This window comes from Hymenobacter miniatus (assembly GCF_016427455.1).
GTDB classification, from domain to species: Bacteria; Bacteroidota; Bacteroidia; order Cytophagales; family Hymenobacteraceae; genus Hymenobacter; species Hymenobacter armeniacus.
In genome coordinates this window covers 1-22,074 of sequence record NZ_JAELXR010000024.1, presented here as the reverse complement: position 1 = coordinate 22,074, position 22,074 = coordinate 1, and the positions used below count along the sequence as shown (strand labels likewise).

The 22,074-nt window shown below is 64.7% G+C and carries 20 protein-coding genes; 9 read left to right on the top strand and 11 right to left on the bottom strand.

Annotated elements, in window-relative coordinates:
- Both JAO73_RS22560 and JAO73_RS22555 read right to left on the bottom strand, forming a co-directional pair.
- On the bottom strand, nucleotides 1-610 hold a 610-nt coding region (locus JAO73_RS22560), incomplete at its 3' end, for a phage tail-like protein (protein WP_262896088.1).
- 27 nt (nucleotides 611-637) lie between these two features.
- Nucleotides 638-1,993 carry a phage tail-like protein gene (locus JAO73_RS22555; protein ID WP_198979599.1) on the bottom strand — a complete coding sequence of 452 codons (1,356 nt, stop codon included), beginning with the start codon at nucleotides 1,991-1,993 and terminating at the stop codon, nucleotides 638-640.
- Between the two features lie 173 nt (nucleotides 1,994-2,166).
- Here JAO73_RS22555 and JAO73_RS22550 point away from each other — a divergent pair, with 173 nt between their 5' ends.
- Together JAO73_RS22550 and JAO73_RS22545 are read left to right on the top strand one after the other, a co-directional pair.
- Nucleotides 2,167-2,928 carry a LytR/AlgR family response regulator transcription factor gene (locus tag JAO73_RS22550; RefSeq protein WP_198979598.1) on the top strand — a complete coding sequence of 254 codons (762 nt, stop codon included), beginning with the start codon at nucleotides 2,167-2,169 and terminating at the stop codon, nucleotides 2,926-2,928.
- Between the two features lie 170 nt (nucleotides 2,929-3,098).
- On the top strand, nucleotides 3,099-4,913 hold the full coding sequence (locus JAO73_RS22545) for a sensor histidine kinase (RefSeq protein ID WP_198979597.1): 1,815 nt from the start codon (nucleotides 3,099-3,101) through the stop codon (nucleotides 4,911-4,913).
- A 21-nt stretch (nucleotides 4,914-4,934) separates the two neighbouring features.
- On the opposite strand, the gene JAO73_RS22540 is transcribed toward JAO73_RS22545, so the two are convergent.
- Nucleotides 4,935-6,161 (bottom strand): MFS transporter, encoded by a 1,227-nt coding sequence (locus JAO73_RS22540; protein WP_198979596.1) that lies wholly within the window; start codon nucleotides 6,159-6,161, stop codon nucleotides 4,935-4,937.
- 163 nt (nucleotides 6,162-6,324) lie between these two features.
- Between JAO73_RS22540 and JAO73_RS22535 the strand changes: the two genes are divergently transcribed.
- Nucleotides 6,325-6,843 (top strand): GreA/GreB family elongation factor, encoded by a 519-nt coding sequence (locus JAO73_RS22535; RefSeq protein WP_198979595.1) that lies wholly within the window; start codon nucleotides 6,325-6,327, stop codon nucleotides 6,841-6,843.
- Here the strand turns inward: JAO73_RS22535 and JAO73_RS22530 are convergent.
- Nucleotides 6,840-8,120, bottom strand: a complete 1,281-nt coding sequence (locus JAO73_RS22530; RefSeq protein WP_198979594.1) for a hypothetical protein — start codon at nucleotides 8,118-8,120, stop codon at nucleotides 6,840-6,842. The genes JAO73_RS22535 and JAO73_RS22530 overlap by 4 nt on opposite strands.
- A gap of 168 nt (nucleotides 8,121-8,288) precedes the next feature.
- Here JAO73_RS22530 and JAO73_RS22525 point away from each other — a divergent pair, with 168 nt between their 5' ends.
- Complete coding sequence (locus tag JAO73_RS22525) at nucleotides 8,289-9,215, top strand: bestrophin family protein (protein ID WP_198979593.1); 927 nt, start codon at nucleotides 8,289-8,291, stop codon at nucleotides 9,213-9,215.
- A gap of 25 nt (nucleotides 9,216-9,240) precedes the next feature.
- Here JAO73_RS22525 and JAO73_RS22520 read toward each other — a convergent pair whose 3' ends face one another.
- Both JAO73_RS22520 and JAO73_RS22515 read right to left on the bottom strand, forming a co-directional pair.
- The gene (locus tag JAO73_RS22520; protein WP_198979592.1) at nucleotides 9,241-9,918 is read right to left on the bottom strand and encodes a hypothetical protein; all 678 of its coding nucleotides are present in this window, start codon (nucleotides 9,916-9,918) and stop codon (nucleotides 9,241-9,243) included.
- Nucleotides 9,919-10,116: 198 nt separating this feature from the next.
- Nucleotides 10,117-11,046: an AraC family transcriptional regulator gene (locus JAO73_RS22515; RefSeq protein ID WP_198979591.1), complete on the bottom strand. Its 930-nt coding sequence runs from the start codon at nucleotides 11,044-11,046 to the stop codon at nucleotides 10,117-10,119.
- A gap of 162 nt (nucleotides 11,047-11,208) precedes the next feature.
- Here JAO73_RS22515 and JAO73_RS22510 point away from each other — a divergent pair, with 162 nt between their 5' ends.
- The 3 genes from JAO73_RS22510 (at nucleotide 11,209) to JAO73_RS22500 (ending at nucleotide 13,822) form a co-directional block, all read left to right on the top strand.
- Nucleotides 11,209-12,738, top strand: coding sequence for an aldehyde dehydrogenase family protein (locus JAO73_RS22510; RefSeq protein WP_198979590.1), 1,530 nt, complete (start codon nucleotides 11,209-11,211; stop codon nucleotides 12,736-12,738).
- Nucleotides 12,739-13,131: 393 nt separating this feature from the next.
- Nucleotides 13,132-13,422, top strand: a complete 291-nt coding sequence (locus JAO73_RS22505) for a hypothetical protein (RefSeq protein WP_198979589.1) — start codon at nucleotides 13,132-13,134, stop codon at nucleotides 13,420-13,422.
- A gap of 7 nt (nucleotides 13,423-13,429) precedes the next feature.
- Nucleotides 13,430-13,822, top strand: coding sequence for a DUF779 domain-containing protein (locus JAO73_RS22500; protein WP_190922920.1), 393 nt, complete (start codon nucleotides 13,430-13,432; stop codon nucleotides 13,820-13,822).
- Between the two features lie 152 nt (nucleotides 13,823-13,974).
- Here JAO73_RS22500 and JAO73_RS22495 read toward each other — a convergent pair whose 3' ends face one another.
- From JAO73_RS22495 to JAO73_RS22475, 5 genes are all read right to left on the bottom strand, one after another.
- Complete coding sequence (locus JAO73_RS22495; RefSeq protein ID WP_198979588.1) at nucleotides 13,975-16,020, bottom strand: S9 family peptidase; 2,046 nt, start codon at nucleotides 16,018-16,020, stop codon at nucleotides 13,975-13,977.
- Between the two features lie 107 nt (nucleotides 16,021-16,127).
- Nucleotides 16,128-16,598 (bottom strand): MaoC family dehydratase, encoded by a 471-nt coding sequence (locus JAO73_RS22490; RefSeq protein ID WP_198979587.1) that lies wholly within the window; start codon nucleotides 16,596-16,598, stop codon nucleotides 16,128-16,130.
- Between the two features lie 67 nt (nucleotides 16,599-16,665).
- Entirely contained in the window at nucleotides 16,666-17,430 is a 765-nt protein-coding gene (locus JAO73_RS22485; protein ID WP_198979586.1) for a DUF4197 domain-containing protein, read from the bottom strand.
- A gap of 164 nt (nucleotides 17,431-17,594) precedes the next feature.
- Nucleotides 17,595-18,338, bottom strand: a complete 744-nt coding sequence (locus JAO73_RS22480) for an SDR family NAD(P)-dependent oxidoreductase (protein ID WP_198979585.1) — start codon at nucleotides 18,336-18,338, stop codon at nucleotides 17,595-17,597.
- A 107-nt stretch (nucleotides 18,339-18,445) separates the two neighbouring features.
- Nucleotides 18,446-19,759: a family 1 glycosylhydrolase gene (locus JAO73_RS22475; protein ID WP_198979584.1), complete on the bottom strand. Its 1,314-nt coding sequence runs from the start codon at nucleotides 19,757-19,759 to the stop codon at nucleotides 18,446-18,448.
- Between the two features lie 212 nt (nucleotides 19,760-19,971).
- On the opposite strand from JAO73_RS22475, the gene JAO73_RS22470 reads away from it, so the two are divergent.
- Together JAO73_RS22470 and dgoD are read left to right on the top strand one after the other, a co-directional pair.
- Nucleotides 19,972-20,601, top strand: a complete 630-nt coding sequence (locus JAO73_RS22470) for a bifunctional 4-hydroxy-2-oxoglutarate aldolase/2-dehydro-3-deoxy-phosphogluconate aldolase (protein ID WP_198979583.1) — start codon at nucleotides 19,972-19,974, stop codon at nucleotides 20,599-20,601.
- 153 nt (nucleotides 20,602-20,754) lie between these two features.
- Nucleotides 20,755-21,903 (top strand): galactonate dehydratase, encoded by a 1,149-nt coding sequence (dgoD, locus tag JAO73_RS22465; protein WP_198979582.1) that lies wholly within the window; start codon nucleotides 20,755-20,757, stop codon nucleotides 21,901-21,903.
- Nucleotides 21,904-22,074 lie beyond the last annotated feature (171 nt).

The window sequence follows — 22,074 nt, the reverse complement described above, 5'->3', positions numbered from 1 at the left end:
CCAGCACCCGGTTGGCCAGGCCGGCGCCGCCCTGGCGCACGTCGCTGGCCCCGCCGCCGCCGCCATCGCCGCCCGAGGCCGCCCCGCCGCCGTTGTAGCCCGCGGCGTTGGTGCTACCGGCGCCGCCCACGTAGAGGGTCAGGGTTTCGCCCGGCGTCACGGACAGGGTGGCCAGCACCCGGCCGCCCAGGCCGCCGCCATCGGGTTTGGCGTACACGGGCCCGCCGCCGGCGCCGGCCAGGTCCACGCCCAGCCGGGTGATGCCGGCCGGCACGGTGTAGGTTTGCGGCGCGCCGGTGTAGGCAAATTCAACGGCCGGGCTGGTGTCGGCGAGGGCGGCCTGCCAGGCCGTGCCGTTCCAGACATTGAGCTGGTTGGTGGTGGTGTTGTAAATGGTGAGGCCCGCGGTTTTGGCGGGCATCAGGTCGCGCTGGGCCTGGCTGAGGCGCGGGGGCAGAAAGCCCTTGTCAGACGCGTTCACGTCGAGGACGGCCGAGGCGTCGGGGGCGCCGGCCGTGCCCACGCGCACGCCGCCGGTGGTTTGGGCCTGGGCCACCACTGGACCGGCCAGCAGCAAGGCAGCAAAAGCAGCGTAAAAAGTAGATTTCATCAGCAGAAAAAAGACGGTTCGAAAAGGCTATTGAATGACGGTGATGTAGTAGTCCTTGGCGGCCGGGTCGGTGGCGACGGGGCTGCTGAAGCCGATTTCGACGGTATTGAGGGACGACACCCGGGCCCAGGCAATGCTGGCGCTGGAGAAGCCCGTGGCCGGGCTCACCCACACCGTGGCCCCGGGTTTCACCCCGGCCATGCGCACCTGCTCCACGCGGGTGGTGTTGGCGCCAATGGGGCCCACGTCGAGGTTTTCGGTTTGGCGCAGCAGGTTCTCGAACACCGTGCCCCGGTCGCCCAGCGCCACCGTGCCGCGCACGTCGAGGGTGGCCACCGGGGCGGTGGTGCCGATGCCCACGCTCACGGCGTAGGCGCCGGTGCCGCCCAGCACCAAGCTGTTGTTTTGGCTCACTTTGGCCCGGTAGCCAATGGCCGTGGCGTAGGCCAGGCCGTTGACGCTGGGCCCGGCTTCGTAACCGAAAGCGGTGTTGAAATTGCCGCTGATGTTGTTGGCCCCGGCGCTGGCGCCCACGAAGGTGTTGGCATTGCCGGAGACGTTGGCGTAGCCGCTTTGATAGCCTTCAAAGTGGTTGTCGCGGCCGTCGAGGTTGGCGAAGCCCGACCGGAGCCCGGAAAAGAAATTGCCGCTCCCGGTGGCGTTGTGGTAGCCGCTTTGAAACCCGATGAACTGATTGTAGGAACCGGTGGTGCTGTTGTAGCCCGCGTTGTGGCCTTCCACGTGGTTCATGGTGCCCGTGGTGTTGGAGTAGCCGCTGTTGAGGCCGCTGAAATGGTTGTAGTCGCCCGTGGTGTTGCTGCCGCCGCTGCGGAAACCGGCGAAGTAGTTGTAGGAGCCGGTGGTGTTGGCTGCTCCGCTCAGGCAGCCCACGAAATGGTTGTAGGTGCCGGTGGTGGCGGCCCCGGCCTGGTAGCCGACGAAGAGCTGCTGCGTGTTCTGTCCCAGGTTGAGGCCGCCGCGGGGCGTGACGCCCACGCCCACAGCCGGGCCCACGCTTTCGCTGGTGCCCACCAGGGCGTAGGCCTGCAGGTTGAGGTTTTGGGTGGCGGCGTGGCTGCCGAGGTTGTCGCCGCCGAGGCGCACCCAGGCCGTGCCGTCGTAGGCGTAGAGGCCGGGCGCGTTGTCGGTTTGGTACAGCACCAGGCCGGCCGCCGGCGCCGCCACGGCGTTGCGCTGGGCCAGCGTGAGGCGGGGCAGCAGCAGGCCCTGCGTGGTGCTGCGCACTTCCAGCGCCGCCGAGGCATCGGGGGCCCCGGCCGCGCCAACGGTGACGCCGCCCGTTTGGGCCCAGGCACCGAGGGGCCCCGCGAGCAATTGCAACGCCACCGACGAAAGGCCAACGAAGCGGAGAAACTGGTTCATGAGGTAGGGGTGGGTAAAGCTGTTTCAGTGGGTCGAAAGTGGGCTTTGTTGAAAAGGGGGGCAACAAAAAGCAGTGGAAAGCCCCAGGTGGTATGCGAACGACAGGCCCGTGGTATGTGAGCACGGGCGCGTTCGTAACTTTCGGAGCCTGCATGGTGCGGGCCGCCTGCCGTATGCCTTCTCCCGCCCAACTACTCATCGTCGAAGACGAAGCCGTGCTGGCCCTCGACCTGCGCGCCACTATCCAGGCCGAAGGCTACGGCGTGGTGGGCATTGCCGCCACCGGCCCGCGGGCCCTGGAGCTTTTTGCTCAGCACCCCGTCGATGGCGTGCTCTGCGACATTCACCTCCAAGGCCCCTGGGACGGCATCGAAACCGCCCGGCGCCTACTGGCCGTGCGCCCCGTGCCGCTCATCTACCTCACCGCCCTGGCCGACCAGCCTACCCTCGACGAAGCCCTGACCACGGCCCCGGCGGCGTACCTGCCCAAGCCCGTGTCGGCGGCCAGCCTGCGCACCGCCCTGGCCGTGGCGCTGCATTCGGTGGCCCGCCCCGCCGCGCCCGCCCCGGCCGAGCCGGCCCCCAGCGCCGACGCCCTCACCCGCGACACCATTTTGCAGCGCGAAGGCCACGTCTTCATCAAAGACAGCCACCAGTTCGTGCGCATTCCGCTGGCCGATATTCTGTTGCTCGAGGCCGACAACACCTACACCACCCTCGTCACGGCCAGCCGCAAATACGCCCTGCGCCTCACCCTGGGGGCCGTGCTCGAACGCCTGCACTTTGCCCAACTGGTGCGGGTGCACCGCTCGTTCGCCATCAACATCCAGCGCGTCGAGAGCTTTTCCGATGCCGAGGCCACCGTGGCCGGTCAAGCCGTGCCCCTGGGCCGGCAATACCGCGAGGCGTTCTTGAAGCAGTTTCAGTTCCGGTAGGGCCGGGCTGGTGGCGGCTTACCAAATGGCGTCGTTCACTGGCCGGGTCGGGGCGTTGGCACCATTTCTGGCCGCCTGAGTTATGAGGGCCTGTACTTTCGTTGCGGGTTGGCATTTCGCCGGTCCCGCGGCGGCCCAATGGTTCGGCGCCGCCGTATTTTCCCGTGGTCATGCTTCGCCGGTTGTTGTTCGTCTTCGCCTTGTTTACCCGCCTGCCGGTGGCCGGGCAGGGCCTGCCCGCGCCCACCGACACGGCCCAGGTGCGCGCCCAACTCGGCGCGGCTTGGCGGCTGCTGGCGCGCAACAACGACTCGGCGCTGGCCCTGAACAGGCAGTTGCTGCGCGCCAGCCAGCGGCTGCAGTTTGCCTACGGCGTGGCCCAGAGCTGCCTGCAACTGGGCACGGCCCTGCGCAACGCCAGCGAGTTCGATTCCAGCTTCTACTACGCCCGGCGGGCCCAGGCCTTGTTCGAGGCCCAGCACCGGCCCGACGGCGTGGCCTGGGTGCTCAACCTCAACGCCCAAACCTACAAGCGCATGGGCGACGCCCAGGGAGTGGAACTGCTCACGCGCAAGGGCCTGGAGCAGGCCCGGCAGGCCCTGGCGTTGGCCCGCAGCGGCCCGTACCCGGCCGTGATGGTGTCGGCCCTGACGACGCAAGGCATCATTTACCGCGACCTGAACTTGCCCGACTCGGCCCGCGCCTGCTACCAGGAAGCCATGCGCGTGGAACTGCAGCACCGGCCGGAGCCCTCGTCGCTGGGCGTGGTGTATGCCAACTACGGGCAGCTGCTGATGGACTACGACCGCAACTACCCGCCGGCCATTGGCTATTTCCGGCGGGCGCTGGCGCAGCACCGCGCCCAGCACAACCGCAACGGCCTGGAGCACGCCTACCGCCAGCTCAGCTGGGCCTACCGCCTGCAGGGCCGCCACCCGCAGGCCGTGGCGGCCGCCGACACCTGCCTGGCCCTGGGCCGCGCCATCGGCGACCCGCACCGGCTCAGCAACTCGCTCGAAGCGGCCTGCTTTGCCTACCGCGACGCCGGCCGCTACCGCGAGGCCACCGAGCTGATGGAGGAGCGCCGCCTCTTGGATAACAACACCAACCGCCTGGAAAAAACCCAGGCCGTGGCCCGCATCGAAGCCGCCTACCGGCTCGAAAAGCAGCAGGCCCGCATTGCCAGCCTGGCCCTGGCCAACGCCCGGAAGCAGAAAGTGCTGCTGGCCCTGGGGGTGGGCCTATCGGTGCTGGCGGGCCTGCTGGCGTTTGGCGCCTGGCAGTATCGGGCCCAGCGGCGGGCCAATGCCCAGCTGCGCGCCACCAACCAAACCGTGGTGGAAAACAACGCCCGCATCCAGGAGCAGGCCACCCGCCTCACGCTGCTGCTGCGCGAGCTGCACCACCGCGTGAAAAACAACCTGGCCATCGTGAGCAGCTTGCTCAACCTGCAGTCGGGCAGCCTGGCCGACCCCGTGGCCGCCCGCGCCGTGCGCGAAGGCCGCCAGCGGGTGGAAGCCATGGGCCTGATTCACCAAGGCCTGTACCAGACCGAGCAGGTGGTGAGCGTCGACATGCGGCCCTACCTCACCACGCTGGTCGAAAACCTGCTGGCGGCTTATGGCTTCGACGAGGACCGGTTCGACCTGGTGCTGGAACTCGACCTGCCGGCCGTGGACGTGGACCGCGCCGTGCCCCTGGGCCTCATCCTAAACGAACTGGTGACCAACGCCCTCAAACACGCCTACGCCCGGGTGGCGCGCCCGCTGCTGCGCGTGTACCTGGGCAGCCCCGCCGGCGGCCTGCTCTTGGAAGTGGAAGACAACGGCCCCGGCCGGCCGCCCGGCTACGACACCGGCAATTCCTTCGGCACCCAACTCATCGCGGCCCTCAGCCAGCAAATTGGCGGCGAGATGACCATGAGCAACGAGCCCGGCGCTTGCTTCCGGCTGTGGGTGCCGGCCGCCGCGGTGCTGGTAGGGTGAAGGTGTCCCGGTCCGGTGGCGCTACTTCCGCGCGTAGAACCGGCTTATCAGCCACGCCGAACCGGCCAGGCCGGCGCCCAGCAGGCACACGCCGGGCCAGCCGCCGTGCGTCCAGGCCAGCCCGCCGAGCACGGAGCCCAGCGAGCCGCCCGTGAAGTAGCCGGTCATGTACACGGTGTTGAGGCGGCTACGGGCCTCGGGCACCAGCGAGAAGATGAGCGACTGGTTGGAGATGTGCGTGGCTTGCACGCCCACGTCGAGCAGGATGACGCCCACCACCAGCCCGGCCACCCAGCCGCCGCCCAGGCCCAGAATGGCGTAGGCCCCCAGCGCCAGCGCAATGCCCAGCCCAATGGTATAGTCCGACCCGCGGGTGTCGGCCGTTTTGCCGGCCAGCGGGGCGGCCAGGGCTCCAAATGCCCCAATCAGCCCGAAGAAGCCGGCCACGTCGGAGCCGTAGTGGAAGCGGGGGCCTTCGAGGTAAAACGCCAGCGTGGTCCAGAACACGCTGAAGGCCGCAAACAAAAACGCGCCCACCAGCGTGGCCCGCCGCAGCGCCGGCTGCTCGCGCACCAGCGTGCCTAAGGACTTCATCAGCGAGGCATACGAGCCCGTGAAGCTGGGCCGGTCCTGGGGCAGCTGCCAGGCCAGCAGGGCCACCAGCAGCACCATCAGCCCGGCCCCGATTTCGAACATGGCCCGCCAGCCCAGGTGCAGCCCCACGTAGCCACTCACGGTGCGCGAAAGCAGAATGCCGATGAGCAGGCCGCTCATCACGCGGCCCACCACGCGGCCCCGCTCGGCCTCGGGGGCCAGGTGGGCGGCCATGGGCACCAGCAGCTGCGGCACCGCCGACAGCAGCCCGATGAGCACGCTGGCCGCCGCCAGCAGTGCAAACGAGGGCGCAAACGCCGCCGCCGCCATGGCCCCGGCCGCCCCCAGCAGCATGAGCAGCATCAGGCGCTTGCGCTCCAGCATGTCGCCCAGCGGCACCACCAGCAGCATGCCCAGCGTGTAGCCAATCTGGGTGGCGGTGGCCGCCAGGCTGGCCCCGCTGTCGGTTTTGTGAAAGGTGCGGCCGATGGCGGCCAGCAGCGGCTGGTTGTAGTAGATGTTGGCCACCACCAAGCCGCAGGTCACGGCCATGAGCCACACCAGGGCGTTGCTGAGCGGCGGCGTTTCGGCGGGCGGGGCGGGAGCCTCCGGGGCAGGAGGGAGGGGTCGGTTTTCGATTGCGGAGTTGGACATGGAAGGAAGGCACGGACCGGGGCCCGCGAAGGCACAAGACTCCTCCAACCGCCTAACGCGCCCGATGGTTGCACCCCACTGCCCTTCGGCCCCGGCACCAGGCGCCACAACTGCCGGCCCCACGGGCTGGCAACTCCGGTTGCGCCGCTGCGTTCAACCGGGCATGAGCCGAGGTTTTGTCAAGGAAGACGACGCGCAGACGCCGCCCATCATTCCGCCCCGCGCGGCGCTGCCGCCGGGCACGCCCAACTACGTCACGCCCCACGGGCTGGAAGCGTTGCGCGCCGAGCTCGCGGCCCTCGAAGCCGAGCGCGCCCAAGCCGAAGCCAACCGCGACAACGACACCGACCGCACCCACCAGCTCTCGCTCTACAACGGCCGCATTGCCCTGCTCACCGAGCGCCTGGGCAGCGCCAAAGTGGTGGACCCCGCCGGCCAGCCGGCCCGGGAAGTGCGCTTTGGGGCCACCGTCACGCTGCGCACCGTGCGCGGCGGCAAGGTGGGGTTTGAGCGCACCTTCACCATTGTGGGCGTCGACGAGGCCGACGTTGCCCATGGCAAAGTGGCCTTTGTGGCACCCATCGCGCGGACCGTACAAGGCGCCAAGCTCAAGCAGCAGCTGACGCTGAAGCTGGGCCCGCAGGAGGAAGTGGTGGAGGTAACGGCCATTGCCTACGCCTAGCGGTTGGCTTCCGAGAGCCAATGGAACTGCCGCTCGGCTAGCTGGAAGTGGCGGCGCTGCCGCTTCAGGGCAATGAGCACCGAGTCGTTGCGCATGCGCCCGCGCAGCACCAGGTGGTTGCTGTCGGGCTGGGCATAGCGCAGGGTGAAGAGGGGCAGCGAGTCCGAAGCCATTTTCTTGAAGGCGATGGTGCTAGTGGCCGAATCGAGGGTGTAGGCGAAGTAGCCGCGGCGGTAGCGCTGCCGCAGCAGGGTGTCGGGCGAGCCCACGCTCCCCGACGTGTTGGCTTCAAAAACCACGTCCTTCCAGCGCAGGCTGTCGGGCACGTTGGCCTCAAACCGCTCCACTTCAAAGAACCCGGTGGCGAGCCGGCCTTTGGCCGGGGCGCTGGCCGTGGCACTGCCCTGCGCGTATTGGTAAAGCGGCAACAAGGCAAACAGGCCAATGAACACCGTTTTGAGCGTGAGCTGGGCCACGCGCCAGCGCCAAGGCAGCGGTGACGCCTCGGGCGCCGGCGGCGTGGGGCGGTTGAGAATGAAAAAATTGAGCAGCCGCCCGGCGTCGCCCAGCAGCAAAAACAAGCTGAGCACGAACAGGTGAATGGAGAAAATCTTCACCGGAATGTCGTAGCACAGGTTCAGCATCATCACGTTCAGAAACACGCTGGCGGCTACAAAGGCCCCCAGCGTGCTGGTGCGCCGCCACAGCAGCAGCACGCCGGCCGCCACCTCCGCTGCCCCGGAAAACACCTGGTAGGGCTTGGAATAGCCGATGAAGTACCACGAAAAGCGCATGGGCAGGAAGTCGCCCAGCGGGGTGGCCAGCGCGCTGAGCGTGGGCGGCACCATTTGCAGGGCAAACAGCTTGAGGATGCCGTAGCCCAGGGCGTTGAGGGCCACGAAGTAGCGCACCAGCACCAGCAGCCAGCGGTAGCCCGTGTCGTAGCTGGGCCGGCGGCGGTCGAGCAGCACCCACAGGGTGGCGCCCACCACGCCCGCCAAGGCGAAAAAGCACAGCTGCGCGTAGCCGTAGGACGTGTCGCCGCTGCCGTTGAGGGGCACCAGCACGTCTTTCACGTGGAAAAGGTGGCGGTTGCCCAGGTTCACCAGCCAGCCTTCGGCCGCGCCGTAGGCCCCGGCTACTTCACCCAGGCCCGGCACGCTGGCCAGCCAGGTGAGCGGCGAAATGAACAGCAGCAGGTAGATGCACGAGAAGCAAAAGAGCCACTTGCGCCACAGCGGCCAGCGGGAAGCAGAAGGCGAAAGCGTTGCCTGCATAAACAAGTTGGAAAGGGTGGTTTGGCTGCTAAAGTATTGCATTTGCGCAATGTGATTGCAACGCTAAGGCCGGGCCCGTTCGTAAGGGCAGAGAAGGTTGTTTCGTACCGGGGCACTCCCGGCCCGGCTGCTAACTTGCGCCGGGCGGAGCCACCGCTTTTTTACTGCATGATTGTTTACAAATCGACCGACTGGGTAGAAGCCCTGCGCCACCTGCGCGCCTCCGACATCATCCGCCTGCTGCTGAAGCGCGTGCTCTGGGTGGGCCTCTACGCCGCCGTGGTCACGGGGCTGGTGGTGAAATACGACAAGCTCAACCTGGCCGTCGACAAAGAATTTTTCTCGTTTCTGGGCATCATGCTCAGCCTGCTGCTGGCTTTCCGCACCAACACGGCCTACGACCGGTTTTACGAAGGCCGCCGCCTCTGGGGCCAGCTCGTGAACAACTGCCGCAACCTGGCCGTGCTGCTGCACGCCCGCCTGCCCGCCCACGACCACGCCAACCGCACCTACCTGGCCCGCCTGCTCTCCAACTTTCCCATCGCCCTCGACGGGCACCTGCGCCAGGGCGTGCGCTTCGAGAAGCTCGAAGAAGCCGACGCCGGCTTTGTGGAGCGGCTGCAGCAGGTGCAGCACGTGCCCTCGCGCCTTTCGGCGCTGCTGCAGGAGGCATTCGAGCGCCTGTTGCGCGAGGAGGTGCTGCTGCCCAACCACCTCATCACGCTGCAGCGCCACCACGAAGCCCTGCTCGACGTGGCCGGCGCCTGCGAGCGCATCAAGGCCACGCCCATTCCTTTCTCCTACAGCTACTTCATCAAGGGCTTTGTCACGGTGTTCATCCTCACCATGCCCTTCAACCTGCTCGATACCTACGAGTGGCTCACGGTGCCCATCACCATGCTGGGGGCCTACGCGCTGCTGGGCGTGGAAATGATTGGCGACGAAATCGAGGACCCTTTCGGCAAGGACAGCAACGACCTGCCGCTCACCCAGATTTCCAACCGCATTCGGGCCAACGTGCACGAAATCCTGGGCGTGGAGCTGCACGAAGACGTGCGCACCCTGGCCGACGTGCCCTACAGCGTGGTGTTTTAGCGTTTTCGGGCCATCGGCCACTGCGCTACTTTTTCAGATACGGCACCTCGCCCTTCATGTCGCGCACCAAGGCTTTGGCCAGCGCCACCGCGCTGGTGCTGGGCTTGCCGCGCAGCTCGTGGTCGAAGCGCCACACCAGCTGGCCGCTCTGGGTGTCGTAGATGTCAAGGGAGGTCTGCACGGTGTTGTCGGCCATGGGGTTGGCGCCGTTGCTGAGCACAAACACGGCGATGCTCACGCCGCCGGGCAGCAGTTGGTGCATGGTGGTTTGGCCCGCCAGCACGGCATCTACGCCGAGGGCGGCGCGCAGCTCGGCCATCGAGCGGGTGGGCAGGTTCTCGTAGGTAATGCCGGCGCGGGCCAGGCGCTGGTTGGTTTCGGCCGGGTTCTGGAAGGTGCACGTGGCGGGGTGCTCCGCTTGCTGGCGCATAAACTCGGCTTGGAGGGCGGCCTGCAGCTGGTAGCCCATTTGCCGGCGCTCGGCCAGCAAGCCGTTTTCGAGGGTGCTGCCCAGCGGGCGAGCGGCGCTGTCCCGGGCCCACACGCCGGCGTGCGTCACCACGTCGCGCAGCCGCTCCAACTGCACCGCAAAAGGCAAAATGGCCACGGTGCGGTGCGCGGCCAGCGCGGCCGGGACCAGGGCCTGGCCCTCGAAGCTGCGCCGGGCGCATCCCGACAGCCCGAGGCCAAGGCTAAGCAGCAATACAACAAGCGCAAAATGACGCATACAAGGCCGGAGTTTATGCTAAAGATGCGGAGCCGCGCGGAGGTGTTGCACGCAGGCGCTGCGGCGGGCGCACCCACGCCTGCTTCGTCGAGAAGCCACCGGCGAATTTCGGGATGATAACAATGAGTTGCTTGTTCGGCGGGGCGTTGCGAGGGCGTCGCTGCCCGCCCGGCCCTACGCCACCAGCTGCCGCTTATACATGCCGGGCGTCACGCCTTCGTACTTTTTGAACAGCGCCTGGAAGTAAGACAGGTTGTTGAAACCCACCCGCAGGCACACGTCGGCCACGCTGGCCAGGGGGTGGCGCAGCAGGCGCTTGGCCTCGCCCAGCCGCTCCCGGATGATGTACTCGACCGGCGTGAGGCCGAACTCGCGCTTGAACACGCGGAAGAACGTGGCCTTGCTCATGCACGCCAGCGCGCTGAGCTTGTCGATGCTCAGGTTTTCGGCCAAGTGTTGCTTGATGTAGTCGACCACGGCCGCAAAGCGGTGCGTGGTGAGGTAACGGGCGTAGTCGTGGAAGATGAGCTGGCGGGCCTGCGTCTGCATCAGGCGCACCAGCAGCTCCTGCAGGGTAAAGCCGGCCAGCACGTCCTTGTTGATGTCGGAAGTGCGCGACACGGCCACCAGGCGGCCCAGCGTGTCGGTCAGCTCGGGCGTGTTGGTGAGGTGGGCGTAGTCGGGGCCTTCTATCTTCCAGGGCTGGTGCACTTCGGCCCTGGGGTAGCGCTCATTCAGCAGGTCCACGGTGTGGCGAATGGTGTCGGGCGCTATGGCCACCGCCAGGCACTGGGTGGGCTGGCACAGGCAGGCCTCGGGGAAGTCAATTTCCATCAGCTCGTCCTTGTCGACCACCACGCTCTCGCCGGGCAAATAGTCGAACGCGGCGCGACCGGGCAGGTGCATCACCTTCTTGCCGCGCAGCATGGTGGTCAGGGCCAGCCCATCGAGGCGCAGGGGCACCCGGTGGGCGGCGCGGTGGGTCTCGAACACGTTCAGCTCGAAGCCTTCCAGGGAATATACCGTTCGGTTTTCGACCAGGGAATGCAGGCGTTCGAGGGCCAGGGGGGCAACGGCAGCAGGCAAATGGACGCGGGAGGTCATGGCAACAGCAGCTGTGGTGAGGGAGTACCCACTCTCAACACCGGGATGGTGGCACAAGTTGCGACAATTTTAGCACTCTTTGCGACAATACCACAACCCGCCGGGCCGGGGAAAAGAGACCTTTACACCGTTTCTATTTCACCCTAATTCCCATCATAAGCCATGGCTGAAACCCTCGAACAACCCACCACCGTGGTGGCCCGCCCCCAATTCAAGTCTCACTACGACAACTTCATCGGCGGTAAGTGGGTGCCCCCGGTGAAAGGCCAGTACTTCGAAAACCCGTCGCCCATCGACGGCAAGGCGTTTACCAAAGTGGCCCGCAGCTCCAAGGAAGACATCGAACTGGCCCTCGACGCCGCCCACGAAGCCTTCAAGACCTGGGGCAAAACCTCGGCCACCGAGCGCAGCAACATCCTCAACAAAATTGCCAACCGCATCGAGGAAAACCTCGCCCACCTCGCCGCCGTGGAGTGCGTGGAAAACGGCAAGCCCATCCGCGAAACGACCTACGCCGACATGCCCCTGGTCATCGACCACTTCCGCTACTTCGCCAGCGTGATTCGGGCCGAGGAAGGCAACGTGACCGAGCTGAACAGCAGCACCGTGTCGATGAACATCAACGAGCCGCTGGGCGTCATCGGTCAGATTATTCCCTGGAACTTCCCGCTCCTCATGGCCACCTGGAAGCTGGCCCCCGCGCTGGCCGCCGGCTGCACCGTGGTGATGAAGCCCGCCGAGCAAACCCCCGCCAGCATCATGGTGCTGATGGAGCTGATTCAGGACCTGGTGCCGGCCGGCGTGATTAACGTGGTGAACGGCTTCGGGCTGGAAGCCGGCAAGCCGCTGGCCTCGTCGCCGCGCATTGCCAAGGCCAGCTTCACGGGCGAGACGACCACCGGCCGCCTCATCATGCAGTACGCCGCCGAAAACCTGATTCCGGTGACGATGGAGCTGGGCGGCAAGTCGCCCAACATCTTCTTCAAATCGGTGATGGACGCCGACGACGACTTCCTCGACAAGGCCATCGAAGGGGCCGTGATGTTTGCCCTCAACCAGGGCGAAATCTGCACCTGCCCCTCGCGCATGCTCGTGCACGAAGACATCTACGACGAGTTCATTGCCCGCGTGATTGAGCGCGTGAAGGCCATCAAGCTGGGCAACCCGCTCGACATGGACACCATGATGGGCGCGCAGGCCTCGAACGACCAGTTCGAGAAAATCCTGAGCTACCTCGAAATCGGCAAGGCCGAAGGGGCCGAAGTGCTGGTGGGCGGCGATGCCTACACCCAGACCGACGGCGCGCTGGCCGAGGGCTACTACATCCAGCCCACGATGTTCCGGGGCCACAACAAAATGCGCATTTTCCAGGAGGAGATTTTCGGGCCGGTGGTGTCCGTGACAACCTTCAAAACCACGGAAGAAGCCATTGAAATTGCCAACGATACCCTCTACGGCCTCGGCGCCGGCGTGTGGACGCGCGACGCCCACGAACTGTACGAAGTGCCCCGCGCCATTCAGGCCGGCCGCGTGTGGGTGAACTGCTACCACGACTACCCCGCCGGGGCGCCCTTCGGTGGCTACAAAGCCTCCGGCTTCGGCCGCGAAAACCACAAGATGATGCTGGGCCACTACCGTCAGAACAAGAACATGCTTATCAGCTACAGCCAGCAGAAGCTGGGCTTCTTCTAGGCCACGGAGTAGCGAGGTTGCTAGGTTGAAAAGACCGTCAAGCGGAGCGTAGTCGAAGCATCTTTCCCACGCGGCCAATCCTGGTTAATCGGATTTGCTTTTGCAGTAGAGATGTTTTGACCTCGCTCTGCCTGACGGTCTTATGTACAAGCGCTCATTTGGCAATTTTTCGTACTGCACTGCGTTGCAATCCAAATTCTTCGCGCTGCCGCTATGAAAATCCATACCGTAATAAGTGCAAGTGCACTGCTCTGCGTGTCGTCATGGGCGCAGGCGCAATTACTGCCCGTGCCGGGCGCTCACAATCCGGATTGGGTGTTGAAGAACACCCGAACCCGCGGCGTCGGAAAGCCTGACGAACCCAACGACAACACTTCCGCAGCAAATGGCGTCGTGCATCCCAACGAAATGGCGCGGGAGCCCATGCCCAACATTAGCCCCGGCGGCCGTGGCCCCGCCACGGCCATGCCCACGGTGGGGCGCACTGGCATTACGCACGTACGCAACGACGAGTATTCTTTCTACGACGAAACACGACTGCTGCTTTACTACTGGCGTAGCAAGCCCGGCAGCCAAGCGCCCGATAGCCTCGTAACGGTGCTCACCAAAACGAACACGTTTTACACCTTTCGCCGGGCTAAGCCCAAGCCAACGGCCGCGCCGCGGCCCGCACGTCACAAATAAACCCTCCATGCCCACGCCCCGCGTCCTCGTCACCCCCGCCGCCGAAGCCACCATCGACCTGCTCCGCGACGAGCACGGCCCGCTCATGTTCCACCAAAGCGGTGGGTGCTGCGACGGCTCCTCGCCCATGTGCTTCGCCAAGGGCGAGTTTCGGGTGGGCAGCAACGACGTGTGGTTGGGCCGCATTCACGGGTGCGACTTCTTCATGAGCGCCAGCCAGTTTGCCTACTGGCAGCACACCCAGCTCACGGTAGACGTGGTGAAGGGCCGCGGCGCCAGCTTTTCGCTGGAAATCCCGCTGGGCGTGCGGTTTCTCATCCGCTCCCGGCTGTTCACCGAGGAAGAAGAGAAGGACATGGAGCCCGTATACGCCGGCGACGAAGTGCCGGAGGAGGTGTAGAGACGCATATTTGCGTCTCGTCGTTGAACAACTCGCGCTAGCTTCGTCAGACTATTTCGTTCAACGACGAGACGCAAATATGCGTCTCTACAAATTGCAACAAAAAAGCCCTGCCGATATCGGCAGGGCTTTTTTGTTGCAATTCAACGCGGCTACTTCACGTTTGTAGTCGTCACCAGCTGCACGGTTTTCGGGTCCACGGTGATTTCCTGCAGGCGCTTGGCCACGGCCGGGCTCATGCTCTCCTGGTAGCGGCCCTTGAGCTGGCCGGCCAGAAACTTTTCGGAAGCCGCAAACATGGCCATGTTGTTGACGGGGCGGGCAAAGCCGTGGCCTTCGTCGGGCGCGCAGAGGTACTGCACGGGGTAGTTGCGGTCGCGCAGGGCCACCACTATCTGGTCGGCCTCGGCCTTGTTCACGCGCGGGTCGTTGGCGCCCTGCACCACCATGAGCGGGGTTTTGATTTTATCGGCCGAGGTCAGGGGCGACATGCGGGCCAGGGCGGCGCGGCCTTCCGGCGTGCCAGGGTCGGCCATGCGGGCGTACATCTGCTTGCGGCCGGCCTCCCAGTAGGGCGGAATGGCGTTGAGCAGAGTAGTGAGATTGGAAGGCGCCACGATGGCCACGGCGGCGTTGTACACGTCGGGCGTGAAGGCCACGCCGGCCAGCGTGGCGTAGCCGCCGTACGAGCCGCCCATGATGCCCACGCGCTTGGGGTCGGCAATGCCTTGGGCCACGAGGTATTTCACGCCCCAGGTCAGGTCGTCCTGCATTTTGCGGCCCCACTCGCCGTTGCCGGCGTTCAGGAATTTCTTGCCGTAGCCGGTGCTGGCCCGGAAGTTGGGCGAGAGCACGGCGTAGCCGCGGTTGGCCAGGAACTGGTGCATGGCGTTGAAGCCGTAGCTGTCGCGGGCCCAAGGGCCGCCGTGGGGCAGAATGATGACCGGCAGGTTTTTCGCCGTCAGGCCCTTCGGCAAGGTCAGGTAGGCCGGAATCTCCAGGCCGTCCGACGACTTGTAGCGCACGGTTTTCATGTCCGACAAGTCCGCGGCTTTCAGCTTGGGCCGGGTTTCGTATTGCTTGGTGAGCTGTTTGGTCTGGCGGTCAAACAAATACGCCACCGTGGGCTGCGTGGCCGAGCTGGCCGCCAGCAGCCAGAGCCGCTCGTCGGCGGTGTTGGAGGCGGGGTACACGTCGAGCCCCGGCAGCTTGCTGCTGATGGTTTTGAAGTCGGCCTCAAACGCTTTGTCCTTCCACACGCGGCGCAGCCGGTCGTCCTCAAAGCTCACAAAAATCGGCTCGTGGGTTTTTTCCGACATGGCCAGGTTGCCCACGTCCACGCGCTTCAGCGGGTCGGCCTGGTAGGGCGTCTCCTTGCCGGTGGCGGGGTCCATGAGCACAATTTCGGCCAGGTCGCGCCCGGCGCCCATGTTGGTGGCCATGTACACGTGCTGGTTGTCTTTGGCAAAGGCGATGGCGGCGCTTTGCTCGTCGATGCTCGTTTTGTAGAAGGGCACCATTTTGTCGCCTTCCACGCGCAGCCACTCGGTGCTGCCGTCGGGGTTCGAGCGCGAGGCCAGCCGCAGCTGGTCGTTCCAGTCGAATTCCCAGGCCCCGATGCGGTCGGTGTTTTGGCGCACCAGGGTTTTTTCGCCGGTGGTCAGGTTCAGCTTGTAGAGGTCGTGCCAAGCCTTGTCGCGGTCATTCAGGCCGATGTACAAGCTGTTGGGGTCGGAGAGGGGTGCGTTGAGCAGCTGCACACGCACGCCCTTGAGGCCCGTCAGGTCGCGGGCGGTGGGCACGGGCTGGCCGGCGGGCAGGGCCTCGGCCGGGTTCACGGCGTAGATGTTGAAGTTTTCGTCGCCGGCTTTGTCCTGGCTGTAGAGCAGGTACTTGCCGTCGCGGCTCCAGAAGTAGCTGCGCACGGGGCGGGCCTGGTCGTTGGTCATGGGCCGGGCCTTGTCGAAGGGCTCGTTCAGGCCTTTCACCCAGATGTTGCGGGTGCCGTTGTAAGGCCGGATGAACGACAGGAACTTGCCATCGGGCGAGAGCTGCGCGCCGGATATCTCAGGGTCGCCAAAGAGCAATTCGCGGTCGATGAGTGGCGGCTGGGCGCTGGCCTTGGCCGGTTGTGCCATGCCCGCGTGCGGGGCTGCCAGGGCCATCAGCAGGCCCAGGCCAAGAAGTATTCGTCTCATAAGTAAGCAGAAAAAAGGGTGAATGTGTGGGCCGAATGTAAACAAAAACGCCCGGGCCGCAAGAGCGGCCCGGGCGTTTTCAGTAGCGCAGTAAGCTGTTGATAGTTCTAGATTTCCTGGAAATGGTACAGGAACGTGACCACGCCCGCGTAAGCAGGCTTTTTCTGGCCTTCTATCTCCAGCGTCACGCCCACGCGGGCCTTGGCAATGCCGCGCAGGTTGGCCACCGACACCAAGGTGGCGCGCAGGCGCACTTGGCTGTTCACGGTCACGGCTTGGTTGAAGCGCAGGTTCTCGATTTCGTAATTCACCTGCATTTTCAGGTTTTCGATGGCCACAATCTGCTGCCACAGGTAGGGCAGCAGCGAAACCGTGAGGTAGCCGTGCGCAATGGTGGCCTTGAACGGCGACTCGGTTTCGGCCCGCGCCGCGTCGGTGTGAATCCACTGAAAATCGAGCGTGGCGGCGGCAAATTGATTAATCTGCTCCTGCGTGATGGTGTGGAGTTCGGATACGCCCAGTTCCTGGCCCACGCAGGCCTCCAGCTCGGCTAAGCTGCGAATGGTAATTTTTGACATAACAAGTGGCGTACGGTTGCGGGAAAGGCCGCAAACATACGCCACCAATCAAGTCAGGCAATCCGTCTTAGCTCCGGCCGCCAAACACGCGGCGCAGCAGCTCGGTGGTGCGGGCCACCGGGTTTTCGCGGATGTTGGCCTCCTCCTGGGCGATGAGCGTGAACAGGCCATCCACGGCTTTGCCGGTGGCGTACTGGTTCAGGTCGGGCTGCACCTTCTGCACCAGCGGCAGCTGGTTGTAGGTGGTGGCCAGCTGGGTGTAGTAGCGGGTGGCGCCCACCTGGTCGAGGCTGCGCTGCATGATGGGCGAAAAAGCCGTCACCAGCTGCGTGGAGGTGGTGCGCTTCAAAAACTGAGTGGCCGCGTCCTTCTGGCCGGTCAGGATGTTCCAGACGTCCGAAAACGTAAGGCTTTTGATGGCCGAGATGAAAATGGGCTTGGCGCTGCGGGCCGCGTCTTCGGCGCCACGGTTCAGGCTCAGCTCAAATTTATCGACCTGGCTGCCCAGGCCGATGCTGCGCAGCGTGGTGGCCACGCGCTGGGCATCGGGCGGAAAAGGAATGCGAATGAGGCGGTTGAGGTAGAAGCCATCAGTCTGCGAAGCCTGGTCGGCGCCCTTGCCGATGCCCTGTAGCAAGGCCTCCTTGAGGCCGTTCGCAGCATCGGCGCTGCTGAGGCCATTGGTGCCGGCGGTGCTAGTGCCCCCAGCGGGGGCTTTGAGGATGTTCGGCAGATTGATGCCCTTGATGGTGGGCAGCTTAAACACCTGGGCCGAAGCCCCCAAGCCCGTGGCCAGCACCAGGAACAGCGCGGAGAGAATGATTTTTTTCATGGCGAAGAGCAGCAAGAGAGAACACGCGTAAACCGCAGAACAGCGCCGATTCCTACGAATCGGGGCCGCTGTCCGCGATTGTCGTTTGCCTTTGCAAGGCGCATGCCGCATCTCCAATCCCGCCCAAAGCCCAGGCAGAGAGCCCAAAAAAATCGACCAATCGGCTACAGCCGGCTGAGCCGGCCGCCGTCCACCCGCACTTCGGCGCCCTGCACAAACGCAGCGTCGTCGGAAGCCAGGTAGGCGATGGTGGCAGCCACGTCTTCGGGCCGGCCCACGTCGGCCTTGTCGATGATTTCGACGCCGGATTTCACGTTGGGGTTGTCCCAAAGCATGGGCGTGTCGATGGCCCCCGGCAAGATGACGTTGGTGCGGATGCCCTTGGGCTTGCCTTCCAGGCTCGACGAGCGGGTGAGCGACAGCATGGCGGCTTTGGCGGCCGCGTAGGGCGCCACCAGCGGGCTGGTTTCCACGGCGTGGATGCTGGCCACGTTCACGATGTTGCCGCCCGGCTTCATGTGCAGAAAAGCCTGCTTGGTGAAGAAAAAAGCCCCCAGCAGGTCCACGTTCAGGATGCGCGTCCAGTCGTCGCCAGTCAGCTCTTCCAAGGGCTTGAATTGCATCAGGCCGGCGTTGTTGACCACCACGTCGAGGCGGCCAAATTTCTCCAGTGTGCCGGCCACGGTGGCTTCCACCTGGGCTTCCACGGCCACGTTGCACAGGCTGCCCCACACATCGGGGGCGCCGGCGGCTTTCACCTCCGGCACGGCGGCGTCGAGGTTGGCCTGGTTGTAATCGGCAATGACGACGCGGGCACCCTCGGCCGCCAGGCGCTTGCACACGGCCAGGCCAATGCCGCTGGCACCGCCGGTGACGAGGACTACTTTATCGGTAAAGCGGGCTTCCATAGGAAATTGGGGAAGGGGTTGAATGATTATTGGGCCGGCGCGGCCGGGCGCCTCACCCCCTGACCCCCTCTCCCTGAGGAGAGGGGGCGGGGGTGAAGCGCCCGTCCTCACGACTCCGGCGCGGCGTTCGCGGCGGTGGCCGACTTGTCGGCGGTGGCTTCTTTCACGTCCTGTTTCTGTTCGCGGGCCCACTGCTCATTGCTTTCCTTGGGCATCACAATGGGCACCTGCAGGCACACGCTTTGGGAAGGCAGCACCTGCCGCCAGTCCTCAATGAGCTGCTTGTAGGCCGTGCCCACGGGCCGGATGTTGCGGTCGAGGTCGTAGAGGCCCACGGGGTTCATGCGGCCGTTGTCTTCGCGCAGGGCCGTGTCCCAGTCCACCTGGTCGGTGAGGGAGTACCAGGTGAAGCCCACCATGGGCACGCCGTCGTTGCGCACACGCAGCACGTTGGCCCACTCTTTCCAGAGCCAGTTCACGGCCTCGTCGCCCTTGGGACCTTCCCAGATGTTGGTTTCGGTGTGCATCACGGGCAGGCGGTAGCGGTCGTGGTACTGCGAAGTGATGACGTGGTAGCCAAATATTTCGCCCGAGGCGCGGGTGCTGCCGTCGGCCGACACGCGGTGCTCGTTGGTGTAGTAATAGTCGTTGCCCATGATGCAGTGCCGCTTCATCTTGGTGTCGAGGAAGAAGTGGTACTCTTCGCGGGTCATGCCGTTGTCGAGCAAAAACTCGTACATGCTGGAGTTCACCCGCTTGCCGTAGTTGAGGTCGAGCGACAGAAACCGCTCGGCGTTCATGGTTTCGGCGGGCTTGATGGCGGCCGGGTTTTCGGCGTGGAAGTACTCCGACGACTCGCTTTGGATGAAAATGGCGTCGGGGCGTACTTCCAGAATGGCCTGCATGGCCAGCACGTTGGCCTTCACGATGTACTTGAGGGCCGTCACGAAGGGCCGGTCGCCGGTCAACTGCTCGTTCCACCAGCCGTAGCGGGCCGAAAACTGCGCGCAGATGTACATCTCGTTCACCGGCGTGTAGAGCTGCACCCACGGAAATCGCTGCGCAAACGCCTTGGCGTACTGCGCAAATAGCTCCGGAAACTCCGGGTTTTGGAAGTTGCCAATCCAATCGGGCACGCCGAAATGGCACAAGTCCACAATGGGCGCAATGTTGCGCCGCAACAGGTCCTGAAAGGTCACGTCGGCGAAGCTCCAGTCGTACTTGCCCGGCCCCAAAAAGGTGGTGTGAATGGGCGGCCCGTAGCGCAGAAAACTGATGCCCAATTCCTGCACCAAATCAAAATCCTTCTGCCAATACTCGTAGTGCCTGCATTTTTCCAGCTCATCCACGCGCAGCTTGCCGTTCTGGATGGTGGGGTTGCTGTTTTCGATGCCGGTGGCAAAAAGGAATTGGGGACCCATGAGACGAGGAGAGTAAAAAGAAAGGGGCGGGAGGGCCGGCGCCGGGGCAGCCAACAGTTGCCAAGCGTACTCCATTAGGCCCGTCGGTGTTGCGTTACGGCGGCGCTTTGTGGCGGCCGGGCAATAGTCGGCGCCGGATGATGAACTTAACCTGAATTCCAGCTTCTACGTTGGCAGATGGCTGTACTACCTCGCGCCCTTGCTTCCTTGCTATGAATCCGCTCGCCCACATCCTCGAACACAAAGTCGTTGCCATCGTGCGCGGCGCCAACCCGCCCGACCTGCTCCGCATTGCCCAGGCTCTGCACGCCGGCGGCGTGCGCCTGATGGAAATCACGCTGAACTCGCCGGGCGCGCTGGCCTCCATCGAAGAAATCGCGCGCGAGATGGATGGCAAGCTGCTCGTTGGAGCCGGCACCGTGCTCGACCCCGAAACGGCCCGCGCCGCCCTGCTGGCCGGCGCGAAATACATCATTTCGCCCACCCTGAACAAGAAAACCATCCGCATGACCAAGCGCTACGGCGCCGTCAGCATCCCCGGCGCCTACACCGCCACCGAGATTCTGAAAGCCTACGAGTACGGCGGCGACCTCATCAAAGTGTTTCCGGCCGGGGCCAGCGGGGCGGGCTATTTCAAAGATATTGCCGGCCCGCTGCCGCACATTCCGCTCATGCCCACCGGCGGCGTTTCGCTCGACAACATCAAGGGCTTTGCCGATGCCGGCGCGAAAGCCTTCGGCCTGGGCAGCGCGCTGGTCGACACCCGGCAGGCCGTGACCGATGAATACCTGACGCAGCTCACCGCAAAGGCGCGGGCGTTTGTGGCGGCCGTGGTGGGGTGATACCAATGGGGGTAATGGTGCTAGAGAAACGGTCATGCTGAGCTTGTCGAAGCATCTCTACCGCAGTAGTAAGCAACCCCGCTGCAACGAAGCGGGAGAGATGCTTCGACAAGCTCAGCATGACGTTCTGATTTATCCGTCTTTAATCCGCTCATGAAAATCACCCGTTTTACCCTCTTCCAGGTGCCGCCGCGCTGGCTGTTTCTCAAAATCGAAACCGACGCCGGCCTCGTGGGCTGGGGCGAGCCCGTGATTGAGGGCAAGGCCGCCACCGTGGCCACCGCCGTAGCGGAGCTGATGGAAACCCTCATCGGCAAAAACCCGCTCAACATCGAAGACCATTGGCAGGTGATGTACCGCGGCGGCTTCTACCGCGGCGGGCCCATCCTGATGTCGGCCATTGCCGGCATCGACCAGGCCCTGTGGGACATCAAGGGCAAGTACCACAACGCGCCCATTCACCAGCTGCTGGGCGGCCGGGCCCGCGACACCATGCGCGTGTACTCCTGGATTGGCGGCGACCGGCCCCACGACGTGGGCCTGGCCGCCGCGGGCATGGTGGCCAAAGGCTTCACCGCCGTGAAAATGAATGGCACCGACGAAATGAACTACGTCGACTCGCACGTCAAAATCGACGAAGTGCTGGCCCGCGTGGCCGCCGTGCGCGAGGCCGGCGGCCCGGCCCTGGGCATCGGCATCGACTTTCACGGGCGGGTGCACAAGCCCATGGCCAAGGTGCTGGCCAAGGAGCTGGAGCCCTTCCACCCCATGTTCATCGAGGAGCCCGTGCTGCCCCAAAACAACGAGGCCCTGCGCGAAATAGCTCGGCACAGCAACATCCCCATTGCCACCGGCGAGCGCATGTTTTCGCGCTGGGATTTCAAGCAATTGCTCATTGATGGCTACGTCGACATCATCCAGCCCGACCTCTCGCACGCCGGCGGCATCACGGAGTGCAAGAAAATCATCAGCATGGCCGAGGCCTTCGACGTGGCGGCGGCGCCGCACTGCCCGCTGGGGCCCATTGCGCTGGCCGCCTGCCTGCAGGTAGATGCCACGTGTCACAATGCCTTCATTCAGGAGCAAAGCCTGGGCATTCACTACAACAAGGAAAACGACTTGCTGGACTATCTGGTCGACGCGAAGGTGTTTGAGTACGAAAACGGCTATTGCAACATTCCGGAAGGGCCGGGCCTGGGCATTGAGATTAACGAAGAATACCTCATCAGTCGCGCCGCCATTGGCCATAATTGGCACAACCCCGTGTGGCGCAACGTGGATGGCAGCGTGGCGGAGTGGTAAGGGCTCCCTCTCCCGAAGGAGAGGGCGAGTCAGTCGAATACTTTAGAATAGTTAGTTAACTGCGTCCGCGCTGCCTTGGCCCCCCCTCTCCTTTGGGAGAGGGGGCCGGGGGGAGAGGCGCCCGTCAAAATATGGACCCAACCACCACCTTCCTCAGCTGCGACTGGGGCA